Below are 22,348 nucleotides of genomic sequence, written 5' to 3' on the forward strand. Positions count from 1 at the left end.
GCAGCATGCAGTAGGTACACGTAGTGGCATAGGTAATTGGTATTAATACACCAGTGTTCATGTTGTTTAGTTATAATAATATTTTACCGCTGTGTTCTCTGTGATCTCAGTGGTAAAATATTACCTGAAAGGGCTTGAAACGTATTGCCTGAAGGGCATTGACATAACAGCACAGGCCGATGAATAAAATGAATACGGCCTGTTAAATTTAATAACACGCAATCATTAGGGCTGTAGGCCCGACATGTATTGCTGGAATTAGTGTATTACCCCCATCGCTTGTAGCACTTGCCAACATGTGTTTGTTTTTAATGGTATTAGCGTAACTACGTTTTCCCAGGGGTAGAATGATAAGCCGCTTGAAACCTATTGCCTGAAGGGCATTGACATAACAGCACAGGCCGATGAATAAAATGAATACGGCCTGTGATATAAGCAGTATATAAATCAGGGCTGTAAGCCCGACACATAACCAGAAAGATAAGAGGATTGATAAAATGGAAGAGTAGCACAAAACTTTAAAGTTTTATCAAAAAAGATACGCATCACTATTGAAGAGCTTACCTCGTTCTGCTAGCGTACTAAAAACAGATAGCCTTTCCCTCTCAAAGTCTGAATCTCAATATTATCATCTTCGCTAAAGTAATTTCGGAGTTTTTTAATGTACACATCCAGGTTACGAGAGTTAAAGAACGAGTCATCGCCCCATATTTTTAATAATAACTCTTTACGTTCAATGATCTGGCTGCCTTTTCCAGCCATCATTTTTAATAATTCCCCCTCTCGATTTGATAGTTTAATGTTTGCTGTTGGTGTTTGCAATTCAAAGCGTTGAGGGAAATAGGTGTATAAGCCAATCGCTATTTTTTTCTGTTGCGAAGCGCTGTCGGGCGCTGTTAGCTGTTTTAGCAGTAATTGATTCTTAATGCGAATAATGAGTTCTTCAATGCTAAAAGGTTTACGCATGTAATCGGTTCCCCCAGCTTCAAAGCCTTTAACAAGATCTTCTGTCGCCACTTTGGCGCTTAAAAAGATGATGGGCATAAGGGGATATTGCTCTTTTATACGCTCACACAGTTCATAACCATCGGTATTGGGCAGCATAATATCAAGCACACAAATGTGTGGTGTAAAATTACTAAAATGTCCCATCACTTGTGATCCGTCAGTTTCCCATACAACATCAAACCCTTGCAGGCGCAAGGTGTCATTGACAATCTTACCCAAACTGGGTTCATCCTCTACGTATAGTACTTTTGTTTTCATGGTTAATTTAGATTGTCACCGAGGACTAGTGAGTGTATGGTGTTAATTGCTTTCTGATACAAAGATAAGGGTTTTAGTCACGGCAATTGCATTTAAAAGTTGAATCCATTTAGGATTCTCGAAAAATCAGGCAGTAATCCACAGATTCTATCTGGCCATATTCATGTTAAACCACATTCGTGGTTATTAATTACAATCCTGAGAGGATTGAATACGATTAGCCCTGTACTATAAGTGCAGGGTAATGATAGATGCTGATTTGCAACAACCACAAGGTGGTTGAATTTTAAATGCAATTGTCATAGGGTTTTAGTTCACCAGTTTTGGGAACTTAAGAATGAACCGACATCCGCCTTCTTTTAGGTTATTGACTGTGATGGAGCCTTTGTGTTGTTTCATAAGTAAGGCTGCAAAGCTTAATCCTAAACCGTGGCCTTTAATGTTGTGTTTATTGCCTGTAGGCACCCTGAAAAACTTCTCAAATATTTTTTCAGTATACTCTTTTTTAATGCCTGGCCCGTCGTCACTCACTGTAATAAAGGTGCCATCTTTATCTTCTAATAATTGAATGTTAATGCTAACACCTTTGCCTCCGTATTTCAAACTGTTATCCACCAGGTTTTTAATAATGCCTTCAAGGTAAACCTTATCCACATAGTTTTTTATTGGTGCTGGGGGTGTGGTACATGTTATAGTGGCATTCTGACCCGCGTATAATATTTGAAGTGACTGGTTCGCCTCTGTAATAAAGGTATTCATATCTGTTTCTTCAAGTTTAATTTCTTGGCTTCCGCTTTCGAATACAGAATGGGTGAGCACTCGTTCGGTTAACTGATCCAGTCGTTCCATTTCACGTGATACCATGTTTAGATATTCTTCTGTAGTGGCGGCATCGCCTTGTAAACCGAACTTTTTTAGAGCCTCAAGTGCAACTTTAGCAGTAGCAACTGGAATTTTTAACTCATGCGTTATGTTATTAATAAAATCAGAACGAAGCGTGTTTAGTTTCATTTGTTTAACGTATCCACGATAAGTAAAAAACAAGGCAAAACCAGTGAGACATAAGAGAATGAGTGCAAAAAGTAGTTGAGGAGCAATAACACTTAGTAGATAGATATAGTAGTTAGTAAATAAAATCGCTATCTCCCGATGTTTTAACTCCTTGTTGTATCGCTCAAGGTAGATGGTCGATTCCTTGGGCATTAACACCTTGTTTTTAGGTAGATATTCGATGTTAATGTTGCTGTCTTTAATTTTAACACGCATCGTAAACATCGACTGGAACAGTTTTAGATCGGCCTTTTTTATTTTGTCGCTATTGCTATTTAGGTATGAGTAGTAGTTGGTACGAATGCCATAGCGGTGATGAAGCTTCAATGTGTTATTTATGATTAAGTCAATGTTTTCATCGGTTTTAGGGTAAGGGTATTCTTGTGTTATGTAATTGGTGTAATGCTTTACCTCTTCGGGGTACTCATTAATAAGCTGCACCATGTCTCTTACCAGTGCTCGTTTTTTGTCAGGATGAAAGCCTAAGTGACTCAAGTCTATTTTTTCGGGGTGTAAGGTGTCGGGGTTTAATAGTATGGGACCTATTTGGTTAATAAACATCTGTTTGTTATTGTAATCGTTCACGGTGGAGCGCCAAATCTGTATCAAGTCTTTTTGAAAAACTTGTTTCTCATTGTCGTACTGTGTGCTAAGCCAGTAGCCAACAAAAAGGGTTAGCACCACCTGGCTGGTGACCATTAAAAAAATATAACGCAACCTTTTATTATTCAAATACTTTTTTTGCATGCTATAGTTTTTTTTGTTCTTAATAGACTGAACAACAGTGTAAAGAAAAGGAAAAATACAGCAGTTATTTGAGTCTGTTAACCTTAATTAACCTTGATTGGGCAAGTATTAACCCATATATGGCTTGATAAATATTTCTTTTGTACTATTAGCCTTTTGCTACTATTTAAATAAATATAAAGTACCTGGTTGAAAAATCTTAAAAAAAGTATATGTACCGATTACTCTTCATACTCTTCGCAATTGCAGCAAGTACCTCTAGTTACTCACAAACAAGTGTTGTAACTGGTTTGGTCATCGATTCCAAAGAGCGCCTGCCTTTACCTGGCGCCACCGTATTACTAGATGCATTAAACGATTCGCTACCACCCCAAGGCACCATTACGTCTATCGATGGTGTTTATAACTTCAATGTAGCACCAGGAAAGCACATGCTTCAGGTATCATTTATGGGATTTAGAACATCCAAAATGAATATTACCGTTAACGATTCTGTCTTTCAGGTACCAACCATTACTTTAATTGAAGACCATGAGATGCTGGATGAGATACAAGTGGTCAGCAATCTGGCACCCACCTTTCAGCGGGGTGATACGCTTGTATACAACCCCGAAGCCTATAAAGTAAGTCTGGATGCCACTACTAGCGATTTACTATTGAAAATGCCCGGTTTTTATGCCGATGGCGATAAGATGATGGCCATGGGCGATACCATTAAAGAAATATTGGTGGATGGCAAACGTTTTTTTGGCAACAATGTGAAAGAGGCCCTGGAGAACATACCGCCCGATATGATTAAAAAAATTGATGTGTTTCAGTACAAGAGTGACGAAGCCAAATACTCGGGCTTCGAAGACATGAACGGGGGACAAACCATCAACATCATCACCAAAAATCAAAAGAACTCCATGTTGGTGGGTGAGGTGGCTGCCGGCTACGGTAAAGACGACCGTTACGTGGGCGAGGGAAAGCTCAACCGTTACAGCGAAACCCACCGTTTTAACCTCAATGGTCGCCATAACAATGTCAATGCCCCGGTAAAGATAAATCGTGGAGGTGGAGGAGGAACCATATCTGGAAACGAGAGAGAACAAACACAGTTGGGTGCTAATTATGGTTATACCGGAGAGCAGGATTTTAACGTGCGTTATAATTTTAACGATAATCAAAGTGAAAACTACAGTAGTAATTCACGTGAGTTTGTAGCAGGAGCCTTGGCTGGTCAATACAACAGCAACGAGCGACGCAGTAATTCAAGTTTGCAGGGACATAATGCGGGTTTGCAATGGACCAATCATGCCAGTGAAGCTTTTAAGTTGACGGTGTCGGCTAATATGGGTCAGAACACCAATGAGAACCAAAGCCTCAACTTGTCAGAAACCTATCAGAATGATGTCTTACTGAATAAAAACACAGGTGTCAATAGTAACTTGGGAGAATCCAATACTTTTGGTGGACAGGTCAATGTCATCCGTCGCCTCAATGAAAAAGGCAGTGCTTTTTCGGCTAATGCCGGTGTGAACGTATCTCAAAGCACGGGGCGAGGGAAACAATGGTCGGAGACCATTAATAGTGCTGGGGAAACAGTGCAAGCCATTAATCGGCAGGCGGAGAGTAACAACGATGGCAGTACCTTCAAAGCCGGTTTGACTTATAACCATGCTATAAGTGAGTACAGTCAATTGAACATGGGCTATAGCATCAGTCAGCGCCAGGGACAGTCACAAAAACAAAGCTTCGATTATGATGAAGACAGCCAGAGCTATAGTCGCTTGGATAGCTTAACTTCCAGTGATTTTAACAATGTGAGCACATCACAACGCGCCCGCCTGGCTTTTAAAACAGGTGGGGAGAAAACAAAGCTATACCTGGGACTAGCCCTTTCGCAAAATATGATTCAAAGTGAAGAGGTGTTTCCCGAAGTGGAACAGCTTAAGGAGACCTTTCGCTTTATTGAGCCACAGGTGAAATATTCGTATAAACAAAGTAAAAAAATCAATTGGCAGGCCAGTTATGGCATGTCGAGCAGTAACCCATCCTTACGAAGCCTGCAGGATGTGGTGGATGTCAGCAATCCACTTAATATATCTACTGGTAATCCCAACTTGAAATCATCGAGCAGGCACCGGGCTCGGGTATCCATGCGCCGTTCGAGTCCTCAAAAAGGAGTATTTACCTCAGTGAATTTTACAGCAAGCCTCACCAACGATATGGTGGCGCAAAATCGTGTGGTGGCGCAAAACGATACAATCGTACTGGGCGAGTACTTCTTACCTGCAGGTGGGCAATTCAGCCAGCCGGTTAATCTGGATGGTAATTACCGCCTGGGGCTTGATTTTACAGCAGGCCTTCCGGTTAATAAGCTAAAGTCTAAACTAAATATGCGCTCAGGGGTGAACTACAGTCGCATGCCGAACCTGATCAATGGAGTAGTGGATTATTCCAAACGCCTGAATCTGAGCCAGAGCTTTACCTTAGGTTCCAATATCAACGAAAAGATTGATTTTACTATTCGTACCTCCAGTAACTATTCCATGGTAGATAATCGGGGAGGTGGCAGTTCACAATCCAACTATTTTACGCAAAACAGTGGACTTAACCTCTATTATAATTTTTACAAGAAGTTTATCTTCAAAACCAATACCAGCCATAGTTACACGGGTGCATCAGGTAGTCTGGCCAGTAATAACCGTTTCAATCTGAATGTGGCACTCAGCTCCAAGTTGTTCAAAAACAACAAAGGCGAAATCATCTTTACAGCTTACGATCTGACCAATAATCAGGATGAGCTGAGAAGGACTGTGGATGAATTCTCTATAACGGAGTCATACAGTCCTACCTTGAATCAGTTTTACATGTTTAGTTTTGTATATCGGATATAATTGTTCTATCGCACGTGTCGCCCCTTCAGGGCTAATAGGTAATATATGTTTATAGATAGGCCTTCGACCTATTATGTTGCATATCACACCTTCGGCGCTGTTTATTTGAAAAGTTGTATTGCCCTTTTTGCCTGTAGGGCAAACACGTATTAGCACAGGTTGTTGAGCCATGCGAAACGACCTGTGTGCATCCATGCAACATCAATCACAGGGCTGAAGGCCCGACACATGAGTACACGTGACGGATCGTTTTATAATGAAACGTGACGCTCCTACAGAGCTAAATGTTATTGAAATGTATTTCCGATAGGCCTTCGACCTATCCTTTTACGTGTCGCTCCGTTGGAGCTACTTACTCTCAACGTGTGTATAAATTGATTAATGTAATACAGCCTATTGCCTGAAAAGCCTGTGCGCTACCAACGAATGGACCGTAGGGCTGTAAGCCCGTCACATAATGTTGAATATATTGTGATATCAATCCCAAACATAGTCCTCATCATATTCAACATGGTATTGTTTAAAAAATTCCCTTAGTTCATCTTTAAAGTGTGATTCTTGATGATGTGCTTTCTGATTTTCTATGTATTTTTTTACAATAGGTACTTTGGATGAGCTAACAGAGAAAATTCCATAGCCATCTTGCCAAAAGAAATTTGGAGTTCCATTGGTTTTCATCCATTTTGATGAGGATGACTTTATATTAGATACCAATGAAGCTATGCTGATAATCCGTGGCAAAGTGCACAGAATATGTAAATGATCAGGATTGGCATAAATGGCCTCAGTATACGATTTTAATTCAGATAGAGTACCAACAATGTATGCCTGTAGTTTAGTTCTTACCCTTTCAGTAATCAATGGTTCAATATGTTTGGTAGAGAAAATTAGATGGATATATACTTTAGATAGTGATTGTGACATAATAATAGATTGTTAATATGAGAAGAAAAGTTATGAAATTGTGTTGAAGTTGTCATGTATTATTTACATTTCGTGGTTTTAATTTGTAAGGGATGTTAACGCTAAATGAAGCGTTACTTCTTAAAAGTGTCCCCCCTTCAGGGCTAATCGGTAATATATGTTTATAGATAGGCCTTCGACCTATCCTGATACGTATCGCTCCGTTGGAGCTGCTAATGCACAATTCAGCATATTAAATTGATTGATGAGTCCACCCTGTTGCCTGAATGGCAATCACATATTAGCACAGGTTATTGAACGCAGAGAAAATGGTCTGTGTTAATCGGTATAATTTAAATCCTAAGGCTGAATGCCCGACACATGAATATACGTGATGTTGTTTTGTGATGAAATGTGTTGCTCCTACAGAGCTAAATATTTTTGTAATGTATTTCTGATAGGCCTTCGACCTATCCTGTTACATGTCACACCTTCGGCGCTGTTTATTTGAAATAGTTGTATTTCCCTTTTTGCCTGTAGGGCAAACACGTATTAGCACAGGTTGTTGAGCCATGCGAAACGACCTGTGTGCATCCATGCAACATCAATCATAGGGCTGAAGGCCCGACACATCCATTTAAATATTTTATACCTGCAATCCGAATGGTGTAGCTGGTGTGAATTTTAAAAGAGGCTGTCCGAAAAATTAGCTGCACCATAAGAACTTCGTTTTATGTTTTGTAAGAAGTAAATATCTCTAGATGCTCTTTTACTGGCCATCCATAACGAGATTGGTTCAATAAAGGGAAACTATATAATTGGCTCTACAATTGCGAATTTATATTCGTTAGTAAGTTTGTTCGTCGTCTAATTGTATACCTGTAATTATATCATTTTCATCAATGTAATTTTACTTACTAATGAGGTGAACTTGAGAAAAAGTGAGGTAAAAGTGAGGTGTTTCCAAGCGCACATATCTGGTGTAAATGTGATAAAAATAGTATCCTTGTATATCATAAATCGCTAACACATCCTTATGTATATTGTTGAAAATTATCTGACTGCAGTTATCTTCTGTGTGATAACAATGATTTGTTGGGGCTCCTGGGCCAATACACAAAAACTGGCATCTAAAACATGGAGTTTCACCCTTTTTTACTGGGATTATTCAATAGGAATTGTATTACTGAGTTTGTTATTTGGGATTACTTTGGGTTCTCAGGGCGTGGACGGTCAGGGCTTCTTTGAAAACCTGCTGCAAAGCTTTCCAAAGATTTTAATGTATGCTTTAATTGGAGGCATCATATTCAATCTGGCCAATTTGTTATTAGTGGCTGCCATCGATTTGGCGGGTATGGCCATCGCTTTTCCTATTGGTATTGGTTTGGCACTGGTGCTGGGCGTATTCATTAACTACTTGCCGCAACCCGAAGCTTACAATTCCTTTTTCTTATTTGCAGGTGTTGGATTGGTAACCATTGCAATTATTATAAACGCGATTGCCTATAAACGTATTTCAAAGGGAGGAAAGTCCACCAAAGGAATTGTACTTTCCCTGGTAGCTGGTTTGCTGATGTCATTCTTTTACCGTTTTGTGGCTGATTCGATGTCGCCATCCTTTGCCAATATAGAAGCAGGTACTTTAAGTCCTTATACGGCTGTGTTTGTTTTTTCTATTGGCATCTTCTTATCAAGTTTTGTGTTTAACTATTTCTTTATGAAAAGGCCAATTAGTGGGGATGTCGTTTCATTTGCCGATTATTTTAAACAAGGTAATGCCAAACTACATTTAACTGGTGTATTGGGAGGTGTGATCTGGTGCTTGGGTATGCTGCTGAGTATCATGTCTGGCGAAAAAGCCGGTTATGCTATTTCATATGGATTAGGTCAGGGAGCTACACTTGTTGCAGCAATATGGGGTGTTTTTGTCTGGAAAGAATTTAAGACTAGCCCAAAGGGAACGAATGTGTTGTTAGTCTTTATGTTTTTGAGTTTCATTCTTGGATTAACATTAATCATCATTGCCAAAAACAGTTGATATGGGAAAAATAGTCGTTATAGGAAGTAGTAATACTGATATGGTGGCCACGGCGTCTTCAATGCCTTTGCCCGGACAAACTGTTCATGGAAACAGCTTCACTGTCATACAAGGAGGTAAAGGCGCTAATCAGGCAGTGGCAGCAGCACGAGCTGGAGCACATGTTACTTTTATAGCTAAAGTGGGAGATGATGATTTTGGGAAACAAGCCATTGCAGCCTATGAAACGGAAGGCATTGATACTTGTCAGATAGAAATTCAAAAGGGCTGCTCAACCGGAGTGGCTGTTATTACTGTTGATGAGTCTAGCGGTGAGAATTCAATTGTGGTGATAGGTGGTGCCAATGCCACATTTCAGGCAGAAGAGCTGGATGAGATTGAGGCTGATATTGAAGAGGCTGATATTCTGCTGGTTCAGCTGGAAATACCCCTTGCTGTTGTTGAAAAGGCCTTGAGAATGGCTCATAAATACAAGGTGCAAACAGTATTAAATCCGGCGCCAGCCATTGAGTTAAGTGATGAGTTGCTTGGTTTGGTTGATATTCTGATACCTAATGAAACAGAAGCAGCATTGCTCTCAGGGATTACTGCTGAGAGTGAAGAATCCTTAAACTTAGTTTTGGATAAGTTATTACAGCACGTCAATGAAGCGGTTATATTAACACTCGGAAGCCAGGGTGTTGTTTATCGTTCCAAAGGAGGTGCTCCTATTCATATTAAAGCTAACCAGGTAAAAGCCATAGACACAACAGCTGCCGGAGATGTATTCTGTGGCTACCTGGTGAGTTTTTTGTCGGAAAACAATGCCATTGACGAGGCAATTAAGCTGGCCAATAATGCGGCCGCCATTTCAGTCACCAGAAAAGGGGCACAACCATCTATTCCATTTATTAAAGAATTAAAATAATGCTATGATTCGATTGTTATTTATAATATCGCTGACCTTCGTTTTTGCTGGATGTGCTTACCAAGAGGCGAGAGAAAATTATCAGTATTTAAAAGTCAAAGATTACCAAGATGCCGTTTATGCCTCCTGGATTGGACAGATAATAGGTAATACCTACGGATTAGGCTATGAGTTTAAATTCATCGATGAGCCGGGACCAGATATATTTCCATATGGTTATGATTTTACACTGGAGGACTTACGAAAACACAATGGAGCTTATTCTGATGATGATACAGATATTGAATACATGTATCTGACACAAATGGAGAAGAATGGTATTGAACCATCTTATTATCATTTAGCTGAGGCATGGAAAGCACATGTAAAGGAACGCATTTGGTTTGCCAATCGTATGGCAGTCACTTTGATGCATGCCGGGCATTATCCACCTGTTACTGGTCATAAAGATTTTAATTCGGAGTGGTTTCAGATTGATCCGCAACTGGTTAATGAAATATGGGCCATTGCAGCACCTGGTATGGTTGATTATGCCGTGGCCAAATCAAAATTTGCAGCACGTATCACCAGTGATGATTTTGGTCTTGAGCCAACATTGCACTATGCTGGCATGTATAGTGCTGCATTTTTTGAAAAAGATATTAATCGTCTTATTGAAATAGGAAATGAATCTCTGGCGCCTAAAAGTCATTTTGTACAAGCTGTTGAATTTGTAAAAGAGCAATACGCTTTATATCCAAACAACTGGCAAGAAGCACGCAAAAATATTTGCGATAGATACTATGTAGTAGAAGATTACAACCGTCACTCATGGGCAGCTGTAGATGCAACGCTAAATGGGGCATTGGGTATTATGGCTTTGCTGTATGGGCAGGGTGATTTTCAAATGACTTTGGATTATTCATGTGCCTTTGGTATGGATGCAGATAACCAGGCAGCTACCATGTGTGGTTTGTTAGGGGTGCTTAATGGGTTTGAAAGCATACCTAAAGACTTGATGTTTCCATTGGATGATGTTGATTGGGAACTTCCATTCAATGATTCATATAAGATGATAACGCGCGAAGGCCTAGATGATGCCGGAATCATTGAACTGGCTGAACGAACAGCTGTACAGGGCGAAAAAACAATATTAGCACATGGAGGTGAAGTAATTGAAAGGAATGGAGAGGCCTATTATAAAATTCCCGTCAATGCAATGTTTGTTGCACCATTTGAATTAAATACCATTCCAATGCAAGCATTAAAAGTAGGTGAAAATTTTGCCTACCCTATTTATATCGGCGGAAATACAGGTGAAATAAGTTTGACTATAAGTGGTGATTTGCCTAAAGGAATAAGCTTAATAAATAAAGAGTTGCAGGGTGTCCCACAGGAAGCAGGAAGCTATTCCTTTGCTGTGATGGCAGATGATGGAAATGAACAAAAGTCAATAGAGGTTAAGCTTGAGGTTTTTGATGGTAACAAGGCTCTAAGTGCACAAACGATTCTGTTTAGTGAACAAGCTGTTGAGCATTCGATCGAAATAATTCGAGATGGTCAGGTGAAAACCAGTTACATGAGTCTAAAAGGGAATGATGGGCAAGAAACAGATTTTTATGGCTATATGTGGTCTGAAGCACAGGAGATTTCAACAGTCATTTATAACACTGGAAAGCCTCATGAGTTTTATGGATGGTTTACCTCCTTTGCAGTGGAGTATCTCGTTGAAGGAAAGTGGAGAGTCATTGAAAATGCTATTGTTGAACCATCTCTTAATCTGGATAATTCACAATGGTTAAAACCGGCATTTCAGGATTATATCATCTCTTTTGAGCCTGTTAAAACCAAAGGTATCCGTATAGTTGGTTTATCAGGTGGTATCGAAAAGGATGCTAACAATGCGCATCTGGGAATGGAGTATGCCACCAGTATTGGTGAGCTAGAGGTTTATTAGCCTGAGTTCGATTTAAATTTCAGAATTCAGATTATCATAAAGAATTGATATACAGGGCTAGCTTTGCAGGGCTAGCGAGCTAGCTCTAAAAATTTAACGCAGTAGATTAGTTTTTTATGACAAAGCATAGATGTTTCCCTTATATACAGAGATTTTCTTCCCCAAAAAAATATTCAAAATAGCCCTCTATTCTTTCATGATTTTCGGTTGAAACTCACAATTTATAGGCGATCTGAAACAGAAATTTTACGTCGAACTCAGGTTATTAGTCTGTGGTTTTTTTATATCTTGGTCAAAGCCAATGAAACCAAGCGCATGAATCGTATAGTTAGCATCTTATTATTAATATCATCTGTTTCTGTATTGTATGCTCAAAAACTGGGTATTCCCGAAATAGAATATTTCAACCGAAGACAGTATGGCGGAGCTACACAAAATTGGAAAGTATCTCAGAGTGAGAATGATTTGATGTATTTTGCCAATAATAATGGATTGGTAGAATATGATGGGGTTAAGTGGCAATTGCATCGTCAGGTAGGAGGTGTTATTCGCAGTGTCAAATGCATCAATGAATACATCTACATCGGTACACCAAATGATTTTGGTTATTTTAAATACGATTCATTACATCACTTGTCTTATACATCATTAGCCAATAGTGAAGAATTAAGAGGACTAAGGGATGTTTGGACAATCAATGAATGGAATGATAAGGTAATTATTCATGCCGAAGGTGGACTTATTATTATTGAAAATAATGAAGTCTTAAAGGTTGTTCCGAGTATATCCCGTTTTGTTTCCTGTTTTGTGGTTAACGATATGTTATTGGTGCACGATGAGCAAGAAGGTTTAATGGAGCTTCGGGGTGATGATATTTATCCTATTTCAGGCGGTGGTTTCTTTGCCGAAATGAATGTTTCTTCCATAATGTCATTATCTCGTCGTGAATTGCTTATCGGCACAATGAATAATGGTGTTTTTAAATGGGACATGAACAAGGTTACTCCTTGGGACGGTTCTAGTAATGAGTTGTTAATTGATGCCAGTATTTTTTGCGGAACGCGGTATAATGAAGAATTATTGCTTTTTGGAACCATACAGAATGGTGTGGTGATCACTGATAATAAGGGTGAGCTGGTGATGGAGATAGATAAGGATAAAGGACTGGCAAATAATACGGTTCTTGGTATTTTTGTCGATAAGGAAGGTGGTGTTTGGTGTGGTTTGGATAATGGTATTGCCCGAATTAGTCTGAATAATAATGTATCATTTTTAACCGGTTACTATAATTTAGGAACAGGGTATGTGCAAGAGCAATATGAGGGTGAGTGGTTTTTTGGTACCAATCAGGCATTGTATAAAATAACAGATGAGGGCTTTAGAAATCCATTAAAAGATAGAGATGATTTCATTAAAATAAATGGAACAGATGGGCAGGTTTGGAATTTATATAAAGAAGATGGCAATCTTTTGTGCGGACATAATTTAGGCGTGTTTGAGATTGTTAATAACCAAAGTAAACTTATTACCCCCTCATCAGTCAATGGGGTGTGGAATTTTCTTAAAGTGCCAGGGCATTCTGATTTAATGATTTCTGGTACGTATAATGGCTTAATTTTAATGCAAAAGATAAATGGCAGATGGACTTTTAAACGTCACCTCGAGGGGTTTAGTGAGTCGTCGCGCTATATAGAATGGGATGATTTAGGTCGATTATGGGTTTCTCATGGTAATCAGGGAATTTTTTGTTTAAGCTTATCGGACGATTATAATGTTGAGAAAGTTAGGATGTATACGGCTGATGATTTCCCAGGTAATAGCTCATTGGTTGTGACACGGATAAACAATCGAACAACACTAATTGGAAATAATGGCTTGTTTATCGTCGGAAAAAATGGTGAAGTAAAAGATTACGATGAATTGGATCATTTTTTTGCGCCTCATCAATACCCATCGATTATAAAAGAAGATCGCTTTAATAATTTGTGGTTGTTTTATCGCGACTATGTTGAGGTGCTGCGCTATCTGGAGGATGGAACATACACGAAAATTTCTTTACCATTTATTCCGCTTGAAAGAAAATTGGTCACCAATTTTGAATCGGTTTATATTGCTGACCATGAAAATGTGTTTTTTGGAGTTGAAGATGGTTATGCTCATTATGTGATGCAGGACCACTATAATTATAGAATACCCTTTAATGTGCACTTGCGTTCTTTTACAGGCCGTAAGGATAGTATTCCCTATGTTCTTTTGCAAAAAGAGAATGGCAGCAATGAGCAATTGCAAGTGCCGGTTTATTCATTCAAACAGAATCATTTTGAGTTTAAATATGCGGCCAGCTTTTATGGTGATAAAGCTGTAGAATATTCAACATTCCTGTCTGGGGTTGATAATGCACCCGCAGGTTGGACAAGTTCAAGCTCTCGTCAATTCACAAAGCTGCGCGAAGGAGATTATGTTTTTACTGTTAAAGCGCGTAACCGCTTTGGAGTACAATCCATACCATTGTCCTTTAAGTTTACAGTGTTACCACCTTGGCATCGGCATGTCTATGCCAAGGTTGCCTACCTAGTTTTCATTCTGATAATTGCATTTGTTGTCACTTATATATTTAATCGACGCATTGAGGTAAGTAAACAGAACGAGAAGTTGAAAGCTCGTGAGCGTTATAAGGAAAAAGAAGAGCACTTGACTAATGAGGCATTAAGGGCTGAGAAAGAAATGATAAAAATGCGCAATGATAAGCTCAGAGGTGAAATGAAATTCAAAGAAAAGGAACTGGCTGGTTTAACAGTGCATATCATTCAAAAAAACAATTTATTATCGGAACTGCAAGGGCAGCTGAAACGTATCAAACGGATCAAATCAAACGATGAATCGGATCGTAAAATCGATAACCTGATAAAGAAAATTGATAAGGATATTGATAATGAAACTAACTGGCAGATGTTCGAAGGCCAGTTTGAACAAGTGCACCAGTCCTTTTTAAATCGTTTGGTTGAGAAATTTCCAGATTTAAGTGATAAAGAAAAGAAATTATGTGCCTATATTAAAATGGGTATGGCATCAAAAGAAATTGCTTCGCTTATGAATATCAGTACGCGATCGGTCGAAAATAACCGTTACAAGCTACGTCAAAAGCTAGGCTTACAATCTGGAGATGATCTATCGGAGATTATAACCTCAATTTAATTATTTAATGCGATAGAAAACAGAAAATACAGAACGGTTAAAGTCAACCGTAATACCTGTCATTTTCATTAAATCTTTTTCAAGTTCATAAGTGTATTCAAGTCCAACTCGTTTATAGTTTACGCCAGCTGACGCAAAAAAACTTGCAGCACCTTTGATATTATAGCTTTTCAATTCAGCACCATCTATTATTCTCTTAGTAATTTTGGCATTAACAGGTATTTCATAGGCAGCACCTCCTTGAATGTATGCCGACCAATTAGGTCTTGATATTATGTAATTACGCATGGCAATTGGCATTTGTATGGTATAATAATCAATGATGCTTTCAATATGTGAGTTGGTCTCGCCATCTCCGTATATAACACGTTCGTTAGCTGCTAATAACATTGGTGCACAACTAACAGACCATATATTCCTTTTGCCGAATACAACCTCCATGTCAACACCTGCTTGATAGCCTACCCCATTAATCGTTTGTTCCTCATACGTAATAAACCTACTGGGGAGAAGCATGCTGTATATGTTAATTCCCACTTTAGATCTAAATCTGAAATTTGATTTGTGTCTGACACAAACCACATATTCTGTGTGAGTTTCAGAAACACGTTTGTTATAGGCATTAAATAAGTCAATAAGATCTGTAGCTGTATATTGTAGGTTTTGAAAGTAACTAATGTCTAATTTAGCCTTGTTTAAGGCGTTGATAAGTTGAGAGCGAAATGTAAAGTCATTTTTGGTGGTCTTATTCGATGTTGTAATTGTTGGATCGAACATGGTTCCCGAATGTAACTGATCTTGCTTCTTCATATACATTAGGTATGCTACTTTACTATTATCCACCGAATAAAAGAATTTATCACCTTGAGTTGAAGGTAGCATATATAAGTTGGCATCTCCTTCAATGAGTTGCTGCATCAATACAGAGTTAGTTTCAAATCTTAGCAGAGACTGATCTTTTTCTTTATAGATTGAATCTATGAATACGGGTGCGCGATAGAATTTAATGGTATTAAAAACAACAAGCTCACTAATTTGATCGGCTTCTATTTTATTTATTTCCCCATCGGGTTTTAGGCGATATTCAAAGAAGTCTGGAATGGTATTCCATTTTCGTAATAGAAACTGACAGTTTGTTTTTTGGTTTAATCTGTTTGTAAAATAGCCATCCAATAATTGCTCTTGTGCCAACATTCTTAAGCTAAAGGCAAGGTATAGGATTAAAAATAGCGTTTTTTTCATAAGTGTGCGGTCCTAAAATGTATATTATAAAGAAATAACTATAGAATTAATTAACAAAAGGTGAAAGCTTATTTCTTTCGTTTTGATACAAAACAATGTTAAAAAGTGTAATCCTAGCATCTAAGTGTAATAAATACAATAATGAGTGTTTGTAGGGTTGTTTTTGAGATGGATGAAATATTCTAAATGGCATAAAAAGAGATATATGGAATTTTAGAAGTGAGGTAAAAATGAGGTGTATAGTGTAGTAGTATGAGTTCTTTGTGAGGCCTGTTAATTAGCATTCGTTAACAAATGGCTTTAGGTTTGTTCCATCAAATAATTTAAAATCCATTTATTATGAAACATGTATTAGGGATTTTTCTCTTTCTGCTGGCGATAACAAGTCAGGCTCAAAATTTAACTGTTACTGGTACAGTAACAGATGCCTCTGATGGCTTGCCTCTTCCAGGCGTAAGTGTAGTTATCAAAGGTACGACCACTGGAACAGTGACGAATGTTGACGGTCAGTATCAATTAATGGCTAATCAAGGCGATGTTTTGGTTTTCTCATTTATAGGAATGACTGCTCAGGAAGCGACAATTACTTCTGCGACAATAGATATTGCTCTTGAAGAAGATGCTACCGATTTAGATGAAGTAGTGGTTGTTGGTTACGGTGTTCAAAAGAAAGCTCTCGTAACGGGTGCAAATGCCAATGTAAAAGGGGAAGCATTAGCTGAACTAAATACAGGTAATGCTATGGAAGCACTACAGGGGTTAGCTCCTGGTGTGAACATTACCCGTAACAATGGTTCACCTGGTGCAGGTACCAAAGTGACCATTCGTGGTATTGGTACAATTGGCAATGCGAATCCACTTTACATTGTTGATGGAGTGGCAGTAGGTAATATTGATTACCTGAATCCATCAGATATTGAAGCCATTGATGTATTGAAAGATGCTGCGTCAGCAGCCATCTATGGTTCTCGTGCGGCTAATGGGGTTATTCTGGTGACTACCAAGAAAGGTAAAAAAGGTGCTAAGCCTCAAATAACCTACGATGGTTACTATGGTGTGCAGAATATTTACAAGACGCTACCAGTGTTAAATGCTCAAGAATATATGTATATTTTTGATGAAGCACGTTCTAATGAAGGATTGACGCCATTTGATTGGGAAAATAAGATTGTAAATGGTAATGTGTACATGGGAAATAATTTCCCTGGTGACTTGGGAACAGAGTATGGTCAGGAAGTTTGGGATAACTTGGAAAACGGTTGGGAAGGAACCAACTGGATTGATGAAATGACGCAAGCTGATGCCCCTATGTCAAGCCATTCTGTTAATATTACAGGTGCTGCTGAGGGGGTTATTTACTCAGGAGGTTTCTCGTATTTTGATCAAACAGGTATTATTGGTGGTGATATTACTGATGCTGGGTACAAACGTATGACCGGACGTTTAAATACTGAATTTGTGGTACTGAAAAATAATCAGGGCGATTTACTAACTGTCGGTGAGAACTTTACCTATACGAATACCGAGAATCGTTCAGTGGCAACAGGTAATATTTATTGGAATGACCTACATAATGCATTGGTTACTAATCCGTTAATGCCTGCTTACTGGTCCAATGAAAATATAGATCACAGAACAGGTGGTTTTGGACCTACATTAGAAGGTGTCTCGACAGGACAGCATAACCCAATTGCCAACATGTATTATAGAAGTAATTTCAATTGGGGTAAAGGAAATACTGTAGTTGGAAATGTATATGCTATTTTACAACCGATTAAAGGTTTAAAAATACGTTCTTCTTTTGGCATTGATGCCTGGTTTGGAAATAGCCGCTCTTATTCACCGACCTATGAGTTGGCAGAGCGTTATCAGAATACTGTTGATGGTGCGCAGCAAGATATGTACCAGGGTGTTAACCATACGTGGACCAATACTGCTACTTATGATTTCAGTATCAATAATCATCGTTTTTCAGTTTTAGCTGGTACTGAAATGCTAAAGAATGAATTGAACTTTAATGTAGGTGGTCAAAAGCGCAATTTAGCCTATGATGACCCAAAGTACGCCTACCTTGATAATACAAACAATCCGACTGAAGTAAGTGAAATTGGTACATGGGGTGCTGATTATGCTGCTCAGGGTGGTGGTTTAATGTCTTATATGGGACGTGTGTCATATAACTTTAATGAAAAGTATATGGCTGATTTTACCATGCGTGCTGATGGTTCATCGAACTTTGCAGAAGGTAATCGCTGGGGCTATTTCCCATCTATTTCTGCCGGTTGGAACTTTACTGAAGAGTCGTTTATGCAAGATTTCGACTTCTTAACTTATGGTAAGTTAAGAGTTAGTTGGGGGCAAAATGGTAATCAGGCAATTGATAATTTCCATTATACATCTAATATTTCGTATGTGGCGCAGGGGTATTATTTTGGACCAAATAAAGACATACCGCAGCAAGCAGCGAATCCTGCTAACGTGCCAAATCCTGATGTTACTTGGGAGACCTCGGAACAGATCAATATTGGTTTAGATACGCGATGGTTAGATTCACGTTTAGGGCTGACTTTTGACTGGTATAAGAAAACAACTGTAGACTGGTTAGTACAAGCTCCAATTCTTGGTACTTTCGGAGCAGGTGCGCCTTGGATTAATGGTGGTGATATTGAAAATACTGGTTTTGAATTGGTCTTGTCATGGAATGATAACATTGGCGATTTCAAATATGGAGCAACAGTTACAGGTGCTTACAACAAGAATGAAGTCACAAAACTTGCCAATGCTGAAGGTATTATTTATGGAGCAGGTTCTGTTTTATCCCAAGGAACGTCTGATATTGCTCGTGTAGAGGTTGGACATCCAATTGGTTATTTTTATGGTTATGAAACGAAGGGGATTTTCCAAAACCAGGATGATGTAGATAATTATGTAACGGCTGATGGAACAGCTATCGTAGTTGAAACAGAAAAAGATACACCACGAAAGCCTGGTGATGTTCATTTTGTTGACCAAAATGGAGATGGCGTGATTAACGACGACGATAGGGTAGAGCTTGGGTCTCCGCTTCCTGATTTTGAGTTAGGGCTTCAGTTAAATGCTGAGTACAAAGGTGTTTTCGTGAATACAACATTAACAGGTAAATTTGGTCATCAGATCATGCAATCCTACCGTTCGTTTGCCGATCAATTGGATCAGAATTATACCACGCAAATTTTTGGTCGCTGGCATGGTGAAGGTACATCAAATAGATTACCTCGTTTAACTTACAATAGTAATGCGAATACGCAGTTAATCTCTGATATTTATATGCATGATGCAGACTACTTGCGAATCAATAATTTAACGGTTGGTTATAAGTTCGATCGTATGTTGCGTGATATAGAATGGATGAGTGCTGCCAAAGTATATATATCGGTTAATAACCTGTACACATTCACAGGTTATGACGGAATGGACCCAGAAGTAGGTTACGGAGCTGATTCATGGTCGAGTGGAGTTGATTTGGGTCTTTATCCATTGCCTCGAACAGTGATGTTCGGTGTGAATGTAACTTTCTAATTAAGTCACTTTTGTTAGTATTTTAAAAAAGAATAGAATTATGAAAAAGATAATATATTCAATGGTAATTGGGGCGATGGTGCTGCTAAGTGGCTGCGAAGATCACCTGGATACCGAAAATTTATTTGATAAGAACCTTTCGACGTTCTATAAGACACCAACAGATATTGAAGAGGCGATGAATGGTGTTTACAATGCCTTATTTGTTAATAGTCCACATAGTAACGAGCACTTGGCAGCTAACTTGTTAAGTGATTTGATGCTTGGTGGTGGCGGTCCTGATGATAAATCGGCCAAAGATGTTGATAAATTTGTTGATCCACAGGAAGATACTTATAAGGATTTATGGGTGGAAACTTATAATGGCGTAGGTAGAGCGAATGCGGTGATTGAAGCTGTTGCAGATGGTGATTTTACTCGTTATTTTGAAACAGCTGAAGAAGCCGAGGAATTTAAGAATAATACCCTGGGTGAAGCTTATTTTATGCGAGGCTTTTTAATGTTTCGTGCAGCTCGTTTCTTTGGTGGTATGCCTTTGATTCCAACTACAGAATCTGATCGTTTGGTACCACGTTCAAGTTTTTCAGAAACATGGGCTTTTATTGCAGCTGATTTCAAAACAGCTGCCGAAACTTTACCTAAGAAAAAAGCAAATGAATATACACTAAATACCTATGGCCATGCCAATGTTTGGGTAGCCAAGGCATACATTGCACGTGCTTATCTATACTATACGGGGTATATGACAAATATAGAAAAACAGACAGCAGATGCATTACCTTTACCAGAAGGTGGAAGTATTTCAAAAGCTGATGTGATTGCACACCTGGAAGAAGTACGCGATGATAGTGGTTATGAATTGGCAAGTGATTATAGGAATTTATGGCCATATTCATATGTTAATCAAAATGCAAAAGACTATGATCCCGAAGGAACACACCCTGTATTACCATGGGCTGAAACAGAAGGATTAGAATGGGTCGGTCAGGATGGACCTAATTCTACAATTGGTACAGGTAATAGTGAGGTGATGTTTGCGATGCGTTTCGGTTTGGCAGATTGGAGTTTTGGACAGAAATTTAATAACCGTGTTCCTTTATTCTTTGGAATTCGCGATCACTCAATGGTACCTTTTGGACAAGGCTGGGGATGGGGACCAGTACACAACGTATTCTATGGTAATTGGCCAGATGAAGATGTCCGTAAACAAGGTTCAGTTTTAGATCTTAATTCAAAAGATCCTAATTTAGGAATTGATAGCTGGAATATCGGTAAAGGCGATCATAATACAGGATTAATGAACAAGAAGTATACTACCCTTCAGCATTCTGGTCCTGATGGAGTAAAGGGTATGTTCTACTACCTGTTTAATATGGTGCATGGTGATCCATTCCAGTTGTGGGCTGCTCAAGACTTCTATTATTTACGATTCTCAGATGTGTTATTGATGCACTCTGAATTAACCGAAACAGCCGATGGTTTAAATGACGTGCGCTCACGAGCCGGATTGGAAGATGTCGCATACTCATTAGATGTACTTAAGCGCGAGCGTTCATTTGAATTTGCTTTTGAAGGTGTTCGCTGGTTTGATTTGGTACGCTGGGGGGATGTTGAAACAACAGGTAACTATTACGGGATTGAAGCCGCTGTTAACAACTCAGGAACGGATGCTACCTATAGTGTTCAGTACCGTGCTGAGACTAAAGGGCTGGTGCCTGTTCCAGAATCAGAAGTAAGATTATCTAACGGGGTCTATAACCAAAACCCAGGATGGTAAACGATTGTAAATTTTAAAATCTAGTCAAATGAAAATTAGCAAAATATTAGGTTTGATAACAATGGCAATCCTGTTGGTCTTTTCAGCATGTGAGCCCATTGAGGATAGAGATGTTCTAAAGAATAGCTTTGATCCTTCCAATATTGACTTAGCTGTTGTGCAAGCTACCAATGGAGGTAATAAGCTGTCGATTCAAATGAACACAGAAGGTGTTACAGGCTATTGGGATTATATCCTTGATAAAAAATACACCGATCGTGTGGAAGTCGTATTTCCTTTTACAGGAACACATGAATTTACATATTATGCGACTACCCCGTATATGCCAAACAATGATCCATCTGAGACAGAATATGTTTCTAAAACCGTTTCTGTTGAAATTACCCAATTAGATGAACCTTTGCCACAGGCTTACTATGATTTAGTGGGTGAAGATTTAGCTGGTAAGACATGGGTATTCGATGGCGGACCTACTCCTGATGGTCGTCTATGGTGGTTTATGTCAGATCCTACTAACCCTTGGGGTATCTGGTGGAACGCAGGTGGAGACTGCTGTCCTCCGGCAGATGCGGCTGGTAAAATGGTTTTCGATCTCGATGGAGGTCCTAATTATACTTATTATGCGGATGCTGCAGGAGCACCAGTTACAGGAAGTACTTTTAAATTTAATGGAGACTATTCTAAGATAACCATTGAAGGAGCAGCAAATCTGCTTGGTTCCATGGAAGGTGGAGGTAATGGCGGTGTTTTTGATATTGTTGAATTCACTGCTGATAAAATGGTATTACACGTACCTAATGCAGCCTGGTCAACAGGATGGACATGGGTGTTTGTGCCAGAACAATAG

12 protein-coding genes are annotated in these 22,348 nt (G+C 38.9%); 8 read left to right on the forward strand and 4 right to left on the reverse strand.

Going from position 1 to position 22,348, the window contains the following annotated elements:
• Positions 1–573 precede the first annotated feature (573 nt).
• Together JIV24_RS15680 and JIV24_RS15685 are read right to left on the reverse strand one after the other, a co-directional pair.
• Positions 574–1,266: a response regulator transcription factor gene (locus JIV24_RS15680; RefSeq protein ID WP_143304033.1), complete on the reverse strand. Its 693-nt coding sequence runs from the start codon at positions 1,264–1,266 to the stop codon at positions 574–576.
• Positions 1,267–1,575: 309 nt separating this feature from the next.
• Complete coding sequence (locus tag JIV24_RS15685) at positions 1,576–3,063, reverse strand: sensor histidine kinase (protein WP_200466010.1); 1,488 nt, start codon at positions 3,061–3,063, stop codon at positions 1,576–1,578.
• A 212-nt stretch (positions 3,064–3,275) separates the two neighbouring features.
• On the opposite strand from JIV24_RS15685, the gene JIV24_RS15690 reads away from it, so the two are divergent.
• Positions 3,276–5,945, forward strand: a complete 2,670-nt coding sequence (locus tag JIV24_RS15690) for an outer membrane beta-barrel protein (protein WP_200466011.1) — start codon at positions 3,276–3,278, stop codon at positions 5,943–5,945.
• 477 nt (positions 5,946–6,422) lie between these two features.
• Here JIV24_RS15690 and tnpA read toward each other — a convergent pair whose 3' ends face one another.
• A complete protein-coding gene (tnpA, locus tag JIV24_RS15695) occupies positions 6,423–6,869 on the reverse strand; it encodes an IS200/IS605 family transposase (RefSeq protein WP_200466012.1) in 447 nt (148 codons plus the stop codon).
• A gap of 1,015 nt (positions 6,870–7,884) precedes the next feature.
• Between tnpA and JIV24_RS15700 the strand changes: the two genes are divergently transcribed.
• The 4 genes from JIV24_RS15700 to JIV24_RS15715 all read left to right on the forward strand — a co-directional run bounded on the left by JIV24_RS15700 (position 7,885) and on the right by JIV24_RS15715 (position 14,924).
• A complete protein-coding gene (locus JIV24_RS15700; protein ID WP_200466013.1) occupies positions 7,885–8,886 on the forward strand; it encodes a GRP family sugar transporter in 1,002 nt (333 codons plus the stop codon).
• Position 8,887: 1 nt separating this feature from the next.
• Positions 8,888–9,793 (forward strand): ribokinase, encoded by a 906-nt coding sequence (gene rbsK / locus JIV24_RS15705; protein ID WP_200466014.1) that lies wholly within the window; start codon positions 8,888–8,890, stop codon positions 9,791–9,793.
• 4 nt (positions 9,794–9,797) lie between these two features.
• Positions 9,798–11,729: an ADP-ribosylglycohydrolase family protein gene (locus JIV24_RS15710; protein WP_200466015.1), complete on the forward strand. Its 1,932-nt coding sequence runs from the start codon at positions 9,798–9,800 to the stop codon at positions 11,727–11,729.
• A 315-nt stretch (positions 11,730–12,044) separates the two neighbouring features.
• Complete coding sequence (locus JIV24_RS15715; protein WP_200466016.1) at positions 12,045–14,924, forward strand: LuxR C-terminal-related transcriptional regulator; 2,880 nt, start codon at positions 12,045–12,047, stop codon at positions 14,922–14,924.
• Here the strand turns inward: JIV24_RS15715 and JIV24_RS15720 are convergent, their stop codons facing one another.
• On the reverse strand, positions 14,925–16,166 hold the full coding sequence (locus tag JIV24_RS15720; RefSeq protein ID WP_200466017.1) for a hypothetical protein: 1,242 nt from the start codon (positions 16,164–16,166) through the stop codon (positions 14,925–14,927).
• 339 nt (positions 16,167–16,505) lie between these two features.
• Here JIV24_RS15720 and JIV24_RS15725 point away from each other — a divergent pair, with 339 nt between their 5' ends.
• Genes JIV24_RS15725 through JIV24_RS15735 form a run of 3 tightly spaced genes read left to right on the forward strand, consistent with a single transcriptional unit; the run spans position 16,506 to position 22,348 of the window.
• Positions 16,506–19,724, forward strand: a complete 3,219-nt coding sequence (locus JIV24_RS15725; protein ID WP_200466018.1) for a SusC/RagA family TonB-linked outer membrane protein — start codon at positions 16,506–16,508, stop codon at positions 19,722–19,724.
• 40 nt (positions 19,725–19,764) lie between these two features.
• Complete coding sequence (locus JIV24_RS15730) at positions 19,765–21,501, forward strand: RagB/SusD family nutrient uptake outer membrane protein (RefSeq protein ID WP_200466019.1); 1,737 nt, start codon at positions 19,765–19,767, stop codon at positions 21,499–21,501.
• A 28-nt stretch (positions 21,502–21,529) separates the two neighbouring features.
• Positions 21,530–22,348 (forward strand): hypothetical protein, encoded by an 819-nt coding sequence (locus JIV24_RS15735; RefSeq protein WP_200466020.1) that lies wholly within the window; start codon positions 21,530–21,532, stop codon positions 22,346–22,348.

This window comes from Carboxylicivirga marina, assembly GCF_016612505.1.
GTDB classification, from domain to species: Bacteria; Bacteroidota; Bacteroidia; order Bacteroidales; family Marinilabiliaceae; genus Carboxylicivirga; species Carboxylicivirga marina.

Bases quoted from the DNA above. Each gene is read 5' to 3' on its own strand.
- tnpA (WP_200466012.1), bottom strand. From the start codon at position 6,869: ATGTCACAATCACTATCTAAAGTATATATCCATCTAATTTTCTCTACC.
- rbsK (WP_200466014.1), top strand. From the start codon at position 8,888: ATGGGAAAAATAGTCGTTATAGGAAGTAGTAATACTGATATGGTGGCC.
- JIV24_RS15720 (WP_200466017.1), bottom strand. From the start codon at position 16,166: ATGAAAAAAACGCTATTTTTAATCCTATACCTTGCCTTTAGCTTAAGA.
- JIV24_RS15710 (WP_200466015.1), top strand. From the start codon at position 9,798: ATGATTCGATTGTTATTTATAATATCGCTGACCTTCGTTTTTGCTGGA.
- JIV24_RS15715 (WP_200466016.1), top strand. From the start codon at position 12,045: ATGAATCGTATAGTTAGCATCTTATTATTAATATCATCTGTTTCTGTA.
- JIV24_RS15700 (WP_200466013.1), top strand. From the start codon at position 7,885: ATGTATATTGTTGAAAATTATCTGACTGCAGTTATCTTCTGTGTGATA.
- JIV24_RS15725 (WP_200466018.1), top strand. From the start codon at position 16,506: ATGAAACATGTATTAGGGATTTTTCTCTTTCTGCTGGCGATAACAAGT.
- JIV24_RS15685 (WP_200466010.1), bottom strand. From the start codon at position 3,063: ATGCAAAAAAAGTATTTGAATAATAAAAGGTTGCGTTATATTTTTTTA.
- JIV24_RS15735 (WP_200466020.1), top strand. From the start codon at position 21,530: ATGAAAATTAGCAAAATATTAGGTTTGATAACAATGGCAATCCTGTTG.
- JIV24_RS15730 (WP_200466019.1), top strand. From the start codon at position 19,765: ATGAAAAAGATAATATATTCAATGGTAATTGGGGCGATGGTGCTGCTA.
- JIV24_RS15680 (WP_143304033.1), bottom strand. From the start codon at position 1,266: ATGAAAACAAAAGTACTATACGTAGAGGATGAACCCAGTTTGGGTAAG.
- JIV24_RS15690 (WP_200466011.1), top strand. From the start codon at position 3,276: ATGTACCGATTACTCTTCATACTCTTCGCAATTGCAGCAAGTACCTCT.